The sequence below is a fragment of the Pseudomonas sp. GM84 genome, from assembly GCF_000282535.1.
Taxonomy (GTDB): domain Bacteria; phylum Pseudomonadota; class Gammaproteobacteria; order Pseudomonadales; family Pseudomonadaceae; genus Aquipseudomonas.
The window spans coordinates 1-8,828 of sequence record NZ_AKJC01000361.1; the positions used below are offsets into that span (position 1 = coordinate 1).

9 protein-coding genes are annotated in these 8,828 nt (G+C 65.4%); 7 read left to right on the top strand and 2 right to left on the bottom strand.

The window, feature by feature from the left end; translation table 11 throughout:
- Positions 1–211: 211 nt before the first annotated feature.
- The 7 genes from PMI38_RS25575 (at position 212) to PMI38_RS25605 (ending at position 5,668) form a co-directional block, all read left to right on the top strand.
- The gene (locus PMI38_RS25575; protein WP_003256068.1) at positions 212–808 is read left to right on the top strand and encodes an amino acid synthesis family protein; all 597 of its coding nucleotides are present in this window, start codon (positions 212–214) and stop codon (positions 806–808) included.
- Between the two features lie 66 nt (positions 809–874).
- Complete coding sequence (locus PMI38_RS25580; RefSeq protein WP_008100857.1) at positions 875–1,708, top strand: alpha/beta fold hydrolase; 834 nt, start codon at positions 875–877, stop codon at positions 1,706–1,708.
- Positions 1,705–3,186 (top strand): aldehyde dehydrogenase, encoded by a 1,482-nt coding sequence (locus PMI38_RS25585; protein ID WP_008100859.1) that lies wholly within the window; start codon positions 1,705–1,707, stop codon positions 3,184–3,186. Before PMI38_RS25580 ends, PMI38_RS25585 begins: the two co-directional genes overlap by 4 nt.
- Before the next feature lie 12 nt (positions 3,187–3,198).
- The gene (locus PMI38_RS25590; RefSeq protein ID WP_008100861.1) at positions 3,199–3,684 is read left to right on the top strand and encodes a flavin reductase family protein; all 486 of its coding nucleotides are present in this window, start codon (positions 3,199–3,201) and stop codon (positions 3,682–3,684) included.
- A 175-nt stretch (positions 3,685–3,859) separates the two neighbouring features.
- Entirely contained in the window at positions 3,860–4,249 is a 390-nt protein-coding gene (locus PMI38_RS25595; RefSeq protein ID WP_008100863.1) for a carboxymuconolactone decarboxylase family protein, read from the top strand.
- A gap of 88 nt (positions 4,250–4,337) precedes the next feature.
- On the top strand, positions 4,338–5,102 hold the full coding sequence (locus PMI38_RS25600; RefSeq protein WP_008100866.1) for a GntR family transcriptional regulator: 765 nt from the start codon (positions 4,338–4,340) through the stop codon (positions 5,100–5,102).
- A gap of 2 nt (positions 5,103–5,104) precedes the next feature.
- Positions 5,105–5,668 carry an NUDIX hydrolase gene (locus tag PMI38_RS25605; RefSeq protein WP_008100868.1) on the top strand — a complete coding sequence of 188 codons (564 nt, stop codon included), beginning with the start codon at positions 5,105–5,107 and terminating at the stop codon, positions 5,666–5,668.
- A 113-nt stretch (positions 5,669–5,781) separates the two neighbouring features.
- Here PMI38_RS25605 and PMI38_RS25610 read toward each other — a convergent pair whose 3' ends face one another.
- On the bottom strand, positions 5,782–7,944 hold the full coding sequence (locus tag PMI38_RS25610; RefSeq protein ID WP_008100869.1) for a response regulator: 2,163 nt from the start codon (positions 7,942–7,944) through the stop codon (positions 5,782–5,784).
- A gap of 88 nt (positions 7,945–8,032) precedes the next feature.
- Complete coding sequence (locus PMI38_RS25615; protein ID WP_008100871.1) at positions 8,033–8,665, bottom strand: LysE family translocator; 633 nt, start codon at positions 8,663–8,665, stop codon at positions 8,033–8,035.
- Between the last annotated feature and the right edge of the window lie 163 nt (positions 8,666–8,828).

Sequence of the window (8,828 nt, forward strand, 5' to 3'; positions counted from 1 at the left end):
CTCCCACAGGTACCCCACCGGGCTGAGTGCAGTGGAGTACCTGTAGGAGCCGGCTTGCCGGCGATAGGGCCAGTACAGACAGCCCAGAAATAAAGGGATCAGCCCACCTTTCGTCCCCCCGCAAGAGAAATTTCACCCCCCCTCTTGCACAACAAATATTATGGTATACCATCAGACAACAAGAGCTGATAACCCTCACCAGGAGCCCCCCATGAGTTTCGAAATCCGCAAGATCGTCACCTACTCCGAAGAGACCCGCATCGAAGGCGGCAAGGCCACCGACAAGCCGGTGACCATGGTCGGCCTGGCCGTCGTGATCAAGAACCCATGGGCCGGTCGCGGTTTCGTCGAGGATCTGAAGCCGGAAATCCGTGCCAACTGCTCCGAGCTGGGTGCCCTGATGGTCGAGCGCCTGACCGCCGCCATCGGCGGTGCCGACAAGATCGAAGCCTATGGCAAGGCCGCCGTGGTCGGTGCCGACGGTGAGATCGAGCACGCTTCCGCCGTGATCCACACCCTGCGCTTCGGCAACCACTACCGCGAAGCGGTACAGGCCAAGAGCTACTTGAGCTTCACCAACAAGCGCGGCGGCCCAGGCACCTCGATCCAGATCCCGATGATGCAGAAGGACGACGAAGGCCTGCGTTCGCACTACATCACCCTGGAAATGCAGATCGAAGACGCCCCGCGTGCCGACGAGATCGTCGTGGTCCTCGGTGCCGCCGACGGCGGCCGCCTGCACCCGCGCATCGGCAACCGCTACATCGACCTGGAAGAACTGGCTGCCGAAAAAGCCAACGCTCAATAACAACAAACCAGACGGGCCGGGGCGTGGCGTGCATGCGCCACGCCCGACCTTCAAGGAGCGCCCTCCATGATTCAGCCTGTCGCTGAACGTACACCGGCCGGCACCAGTTATCTGGTCCAGGGCCAGGGCCAACCCGTGGTGCTGATCCACGGCGTGGGCCTGAACAAGGAAATGTGGGGCGGGCAGTTCGTGGGCCTGGCCAACGACTACCGCGTCATCGCCTACGACATGCTCGGCCACGGCCAGAGCGCCCTGCCCCCGGCCGAGATCGGCCTGGAAGGCTACGCCGCGCAACTGGCCGAACTGCTCGACCACCTGCAGATCCCCCAGGCCACCGTGATCGGCTTCTCCATGGGGGGCCTGGTCGCCCGCGCCTTTGCCCTGGAATACCCGCAGCGCCTGTCTGCGCTGGTGGTGCTCAACAGTGTGTTCAACCGCACCCCCGAGCAGAGTGCCGGGGTCATCGCCCGCGCCGCCCAGGCCGCGCAGCTGGGCCCCGACGCCAACGTCGATGCCGCGCTCGACCGCTGGTTCAGCCGTGAATACAAGGCCGCCAACCCGGCGCAGGTCGCAGCGATTCGCCAGGTGCTGGCGAGCAACGACCCGCAGGGCTATCACACCACCTACTCACTGTTCGCCACCCAGGACATGTACCGCGCAGCCGACCTGGGCAGCATCCAGGTGCCGACGCTGATCGCCACCGGCGAACTCGACGCAGGCTCTACGCCGGCCATGACCCGCCAGCTCGCCGCCAGCATTCCGGGCGCGCAAAGCGTGGTCCTCGCCGAGCAACGGCATATGATGCCGGTAGAGGCACCACGGGAAGTCAACAAGATGCTCCTGGACTTCCTCAGCCAAGCCCGCACCCTCACCGAATCCGCCAAGGGGATTGTTGCATGACCCTCGTTCGTTTCCAGATGTGCATCGACGGCCAATGGCGCGATGCCCAGAGCGGCAAGACCTTCGACAGCCTCAACCCGGCCACCGCCCAGGCCTGGGCGCAACTGCCCGACGCCGACGAAGCCGATGTCGAACTGGCCGTGCAGGCCGCCCAGCGCGCCTTCGACAGCAAAGAATGGCGCAGCATCACCGCCACCGCGCGCGGCAAGCTGCTGCGCCGCCTGGGTGACCTGATCGCCGAGAACAAGGAACACCTGGCCCAGCTGGAAAGCCGTGACAACGGTAAGCTGATCCGCGAAACCCGCGGCCAGGTCGGCTACCTGCCGGAGTTCTTCCACTACACCGCAGGCCTGGCCGACAAGCTCGAAGGCGGCACCCTGCCGCTGGACAAGCCGGACCTGTTCGCCTACACCGTGCACGAGCCGATCGGCGTGGTGGCCGGAATCATCCCGTGGAACAGCCCGCTGTACCTGACCGCGATCAAGCTGGCCCCGGCGTTGGCCGCGGGTAACACCATCGTGCTCAAGCCTTCCGAGCATGCCTCGGCGACCATCCTCGAACTGGCCCGCCTGGCCCATGAAGCCGGCTTCCCGCCGGGCGTGGTCAACGTGGTCACGGGGTATGGCCCAAGCACGGGCGCTGCGCTGACCCGCCACCCGCTGGTGCGCAAGATCGCCTTCACCGGCGGCGCCGCCACCGCCCGCCATGTAGTGCGCAGCAGTGCCGAGAACTTCGCCAAGCTGTCGCTGGAACTGGGTGGCAAGTCGCCGAACATCATCTTTGCCGACGCCGACCTGGACAGCGCCATCAACGGCGCCGTGGCCGGCATCTATGCCGCCTCCGGCCAGAGCTGCGTGGCCGGTTCGCGGCTGCTGGTGCAGGACGAGATCTTCGACGATTTCGTCGAGCGCCTGATCGCCCGTGCCAAGCGCATCCGCATCGGCAGCCCGCAGGACGACGCCAGCGAAATGGGCCCGATGGCCACGGCGCAACAGCTGGCCGTGGTCGAAGGCCTGGTGGCGGCAGCCAAGGCCGAAGGCGCCAAGCTGCACATGGGCGGCAAGCGTGCCGAGGTCGAGGGTGATGGCTGGTTCTACGAACCGACCCTGTTCGAGTGCGACAGCAACTCGATGACCATCATGCAGGAAGAGGTGTTCGGCCCGGTCGCCGCGGTGATCCGCTTCAAGACCGAGGAAGAGGCCCTGGCGATGGCCAACGATTCGCAGTTCGGCCTCGCCGCCGGCATCTGGACCCGCGACCTGGGCCGTGCCCACCGCCTGGCCCGCGACGTGCGTTCGGGGATCATCTGGGTCAACACCTACCGCGCGGTGTCGGCCATGGCGCCGATCGGCGGCTTCAAGAACAGCGGCTACGGCCGTGAAAGCGGCATCGATTCGGTGCTGGCCTATACCGAGCTGAAGACCGTGTGGATCAACCTGTCCACCGCGCCGATGCCCGACCCGTTCGTGATGCGCTAGGAGGAAAACCCGATGATCGAACCCGGCATCTACAAAGACGTGATGGGCTCCTTCCCGTCCGGCGTCACGGTGGTCACCACCCTGGACGCCGACGGCGGCATCGTCGGTATCACCGCCAGCGCGTTCAGCGCGCTGTCGATCGACCCGGCGCTGGTGCTGTTCTGCCCCAACTACGCCTCCGACACCTACCCGATTCTGCGCGACAGCAAGCAGTTCGCCATCCACCTGCTGTCCGCCGACCAGACCGCCGAGGCCTATGCCTTCGCCGGCAAGGGCAAGGACAAGGCCAAGGGCATCGACTGGCACCTGAGCGAGCTGGGCAACCCGTTGCTGGCCAAGGCCACGGCGATCATCGAGTGCGAACTGTGGCGCGAGTACGACGGCGGTGACCACGCGATCATCGTTGGCGCGGTGATGAACCTGGTGCTGCCGGAGCAGGCGGTGACGCCGATGGTCTACCACAAGGGCAAGCTGGGCGCCTTGCCGCCCTTGGGTTGATGCAGAGAGGGGCTGCTTTGCAGCCCAATCGCCGGCAAGCCGGCTCCTACAGGTTTTGTGGGAGTCGGCTTGCCGGCGATGGGCCGCGCAGCGGCCCTGTTCCACCCCCTTTTTTAGGGGCCGCGCTATCCCTCACCACTCGGTTGCGGCCCCTGTTTTCATTCGGAGCGAAGCAATGAGCAACGAAAAGTACGAGAAAGGCCTGCAGATCCGCACCCAGGTGCTGGGCGAGGACTATGTCAACCGCTCCATCCAGAACGCCGACGACTTCACCAAGCCCCTGCAGGAGTTGGTCACCGAGTACTGCTGGGGCCACGTCTGGGGCCGCGAAGGCTTGTCGCTCAAAGAGCGCAGCATGATAAACTTGGCCATGATTTCCGCGCTCAACCGGCCCCACGAGCTCAAGCTGCACATACGCGGCGCATTGCGCAATGGCCTGAGCCGTGAACAGATTCGCGAGATCCTGCTCCAGGTCGGCATTTATTGCGGCGTGCCCGCGGCGGTGGACAGTTTCCGCCTGGCCCGCGAAGCGTTCGCCGAAGCCGATGCGGAGTCAACCCGTTAACAACGGGCTGTTCGAACCACTGCAAGGAATGCCTCGGTTCGGGGTATTCCGTGATGTTGGCGCAACAGCCTCATAAAGAGCGCACCTGATGAAACGCCAGCCACTCGACGACAGCTTCAAGGTCAACCGCAACCCCGTTACCCTGCGTGAAATCGTGCTCGACAAGCTGCGTGGCGCGATCATGAACTTCCACCTGCTCCCGGGCGACCGCCTGGTCGAGCGCGACCTCTGCGACCGCCTCGGGGTCAGCCGCACCTCGGTGCGCGAAGCCCTGCGCCACCTGGAGTCCGAAGGGCTGGTGGAGTTCGCCGACGCCAAGGGCCCGCGCGTGGCCATCATCACCCTGGAAGATGCCCGCGACATCTACGAGCTGCGCTGCGTGCTCGAAGGCCTGATCGTGCAGCTGTTCACCCTCAACGCCAAGGCCAAGGACATCCGCGCCCTGGAGCGAGCGCTGGAGGTCAACCGCGAGGCGCTCGAGGAAGGCGAACTGCAACAGGTGCTGGATTCGGTGCAAGGCTTCTACGACGTGCTCCTGGAAGGCTCCGGCAACCAGGTTGCGGCGCAGCAGCTGCGCCAGCTGCAGGCGCGCATCAGCTACCTGCGCGCCACCTCGGTGTCGCAGGAAAACCGCCGCGGCGCCAGCAACCGTGAAATGGAAAAGATCGTCGAGGCGATCAAGGGCGGCGATCCGCTGGCCGCCCACCAGGCCTCGGTCGATCACGTCCGCGCTGCCGCCAAGGTGGCCCTGGACTACCTGCGACAGAAGCAGGACGACAACACCAAGGTGCGCGACATCGTCGAGCCCCTGGCCCTCAAGGAGCCACGTATACAACCCCGCACAGGCCGCTGACCATGCCCACCGCCCCGCGCTACTGCCCGCACTGCACCACGGAACTGGCCCGGGGCGTTCCCACAGGCGACACCCACGAACGCCTGCACTGCACCGGCTGCGGCTACGTCCACTACATCAACCCGAAGATCATCGCGGGCTGCATCATCGAGCGCGATGGCAAGTACCTGTTGTGCCAGCGCGCGATCCCGCCGCGCCCCGGCACCTGGACCTTGCCGGCCGGGTTCATGGAGGCCGGCGAGACCACCGAGCAGGCGGCATTGCGCGAGGTGTGGGAAGAGAGCGGCGTGCGCGGCGAAATCGTCTCGCCGTATTCGATCTTCAGCGTGCCTACAATCTCCGAGGTGTACATCATCTTCCGCGCCATCGCTACCGAAGAGACCGGGCAGTATGGGCCGGAGACGCTGGCCTACAAGTTCTTCGAGCCAGACGAGATTCCCTGGGAAGAGATCTACTACCCGGCCATCCGGCAGATTCTCGAGCGCTACATCCTTGAGCGCCAGGCGGGGGTTTACGGGATCTACATGGGCAATGACGATACCGGCAAGGTGCATTTCATTCGCTGAGCCGTGGCCGGCCCTTTCGCGGGACAAGCCCGCTCCCACAGGTAGTGCACTACCCTTCGCAACAGTGAAATACCTGTGGGAGCGGGCTTGCCCCGCGAAAGGGCCAGCGCTGACTAGAACCCTGCCAACAACCGCGCCACACTCTGCGCCAGTTCGGAGCGCCGGTACGGTTTGCGCAGCACCTCGAAGCCCTTGAGTTCCTTGGGTGTCAGATTGGCGTAGCCGGTGATGATCAGCACCGGCAGGTCGGCCTGGCGCTCGCGCATCTGCTGGGCAAAACGCACCCCGGTCATATCGGCCATGACGTGATCGGTCACCAGAACATCGGGCATCCAACCCTGCTCCACCAGTTGCAACGCTGCCGCAGCGCTGGCGGCTTCGGTCACTTCGTAGCCCAGGTCATTCAACTGCAAGGCCGTGGCATGGCGCACGATTTCCTCATCGTCCACCAGCAACACCCGGGCCGCACGGGCAGCCAAAGGCACGTCGATGATCTCACCGTCACGGCCAACCGCCGCGACATCGCTGATCGGCAGCCATAACGTGGCTACCGTCCCCTCCCCCAGTTGCGAGCGAATTTCGAAGCCCCCACCCGATTGCACCGCCAGCCCCTGGACCATCGGCAGGCCAAGGCCCGTGCCCTTGCCCACGCCCTTGGTGGAATAGAACGGCTCGATGCAGCGGCGCAGCTGTTCTTCGCTCATGCCGCTGCCACTGTCGCGGACCTGCAACCAGACCAGCTGTGCGCCAGCCACCCCCGCAGGCCTCTGCGGGTCATCGGCATCGAGCCCGGCAGCGATGCTGAGGACACCGCCGTCGAGCATGGCGTCGCGGGCATTGACCACCAGGTTGAGCAGGGCCAGCTCCAGCTGATGCGGATCGACCACCACCGCGGGCAGTGTCGGGTCGATCTGCACCTGCACGGCGATGGTCGGCCCCAGCGAGCGGGCCATCAGCTCGCGCATGTCCTCCACCAGCGCGGCCAGCGACACGGCCTGCGGCTTGAGGGTCTGCCGGCGGGCGAAACTGAGCAAGCGCCCGACCAGGTTGCGCGCCCGCTCCGCGGCCTGCAGGCCGCCGTCGATCAGGCGCGGAGCCCGTTCGGAGTGCGGGTGCCGACGCATCAGCTCGAAGGAGGCGATGATCGGCGTGAGCATGTTGTTGAGGTCATGGGCAATGCCACCGGTCAATTGCCCGATCATTTCCAGCTTGTGCGCTTCGTGCAGCTGCAGCATCGCCGCCTCGCGCTCTGCCAGCACCGCCGCGACGCGCTCTTCCAGGCTTTCGTTGAGCAGGTGCAGGGCACGTTCCGCGCGGGCATGGGTAATGGCCGCCCAGGCTTGCTTGGCGGTGTCCACCACCAGCTGGCATTCGTCTTCGAAACACGGGTGTGGGGCGCGAAAGTGCACGCCGAGCATCGCCTCCAGGCGGCCGCCACGCAGCACCGGCACATGCAGCGTGGCGCACTGGCCGCTCAGCGGCGTCGACGCGCTGTCATAAGCCTGTTGCACCACCCGGCCCGCCTCCAGTTGCTCGCGCAACGTTGCGCCGAACGTCGCGTAGCGGTGCTGGCCGACCAACGATGGCACGCCGTCGGCCCAGTCATGGGCGACCTTGAAGCCTGCGCCATCGCCCTGGTCTTCGCCGAAATAGACCTGCGCCGCCCCCAGGTGTTGGCCCAGGCGGCTGACGACATAGGCCTCGATACGCTCTGCCTCGCCCAGCCCCGCCAAGCTCCGGCTCAGCGCCAGCAGAAACGCCTGACGCTGCTGGAAGCGCACCCGCTCGGTGGTCTCGGTGACCAGGCACAGCACCCCGCCGACGCTGCCATCGGCCTCGCGCACGGCGGAGTAGGACACATCGAAGTACACGGTTTCGCCCAGGCCGCGGCGTTCTATATAGAAGGGGCGATCCTTGGCCGAAAAGGTCTGGCCGGTTTCCCGCACCCCGCGTAGCAGGGGTTCGAGGTCTTCCCACAGCTCACGCCAGTTTTCTTCAGCCGGCCGCCCCAATGCCTGGGGGTGCTTGGTGCCGATGGTCGGTGCATAGGCGTCGTTGTAGAGCGCGGCGTAAGACGCGCCCCAGAACAGCACGAATTGCGCCTGGGCCGGCAGCAGCGTGGCCATCACTGCCTGCAAGTGCGGTGACCACGTCTCTGGCGGGCCAAGTGGGGAATCGCTCCAGTCCATCGACTGCAGCAGACTGCCGATGGCCCCACCGTTGAGCAGGAAGTGCGGTGGCGGGTTATGGGTGTCGTGTTGCTGAAGCACTTTCATGTCTCGGAAGTCCCAGGCACATTGCCATCCATCTGATGGATAGGAGAGGTGCGCTCGACGGTTCGTTCCCGAGTTTTTTACCGAATGATCAACGGCGCCCTTCGGCCAGCATGCGCAGGGCCAGGCCGGCCAGCACGGTGCCCATCAGCCAGCGCTGAACCTGCTGCCACAGCGGCCGCCCGGCGAGGAACACGGCGATCGAGCCGGCCATGGTCGCGATCAGTGCATTGACCGTGACGCTGATGGCGATCTGGGTCGAACCCAGCACCAGTGACTGGGTCAGTACGCTGCCATGGTCGGGATGAATGAACTGCGGCATCAGCGACAGGTACATGACCGCAATCTTGGGGTTGAGCAGGCTGGTGGCCAGGCCCATGCCAAACAGCCGCCGTGGGCTGTCCGCGGGCAGATCGCGGACCTGGAAAGGCGAACGGCCACCGGGGCGCAGTGCCTGCCAGGCCAGGTACAGCAGATACAGCGCGCCACCGATGCGCAGCACGTCGTAGGCAAAGGGCACCGCCATCATCAGCGCGGTGATGCCCAGCGCGGCGCTGCACATGTAGATGACGAAGCCCAGGGCCACGCCGCCGAGGGAAATCAGCCCGGCCTGGCGGCCCTGGCAGATCGAGCGGGAGATCAGGTAGATCATGTTGGGGCCGGGGGTCAGGACCATGCCCAGGCAGATCAGGGCGAAGGTCAGCAACTGCGCGGTGTCGGGCATGGCGGCGTCCTGCTGGGCGATAAGGTGAGGCGAGTGTATCCGAGGGGTTGGCTGTCGTCTGTAGCGGCCCTATCGCCGGCAAGCTGAACTGGTCAACTATTTTTGGACACCGGTTTAGGTTTCATGCTGCAGCTTTCAGCTTTTTCTCCATAGCTACAGGGGT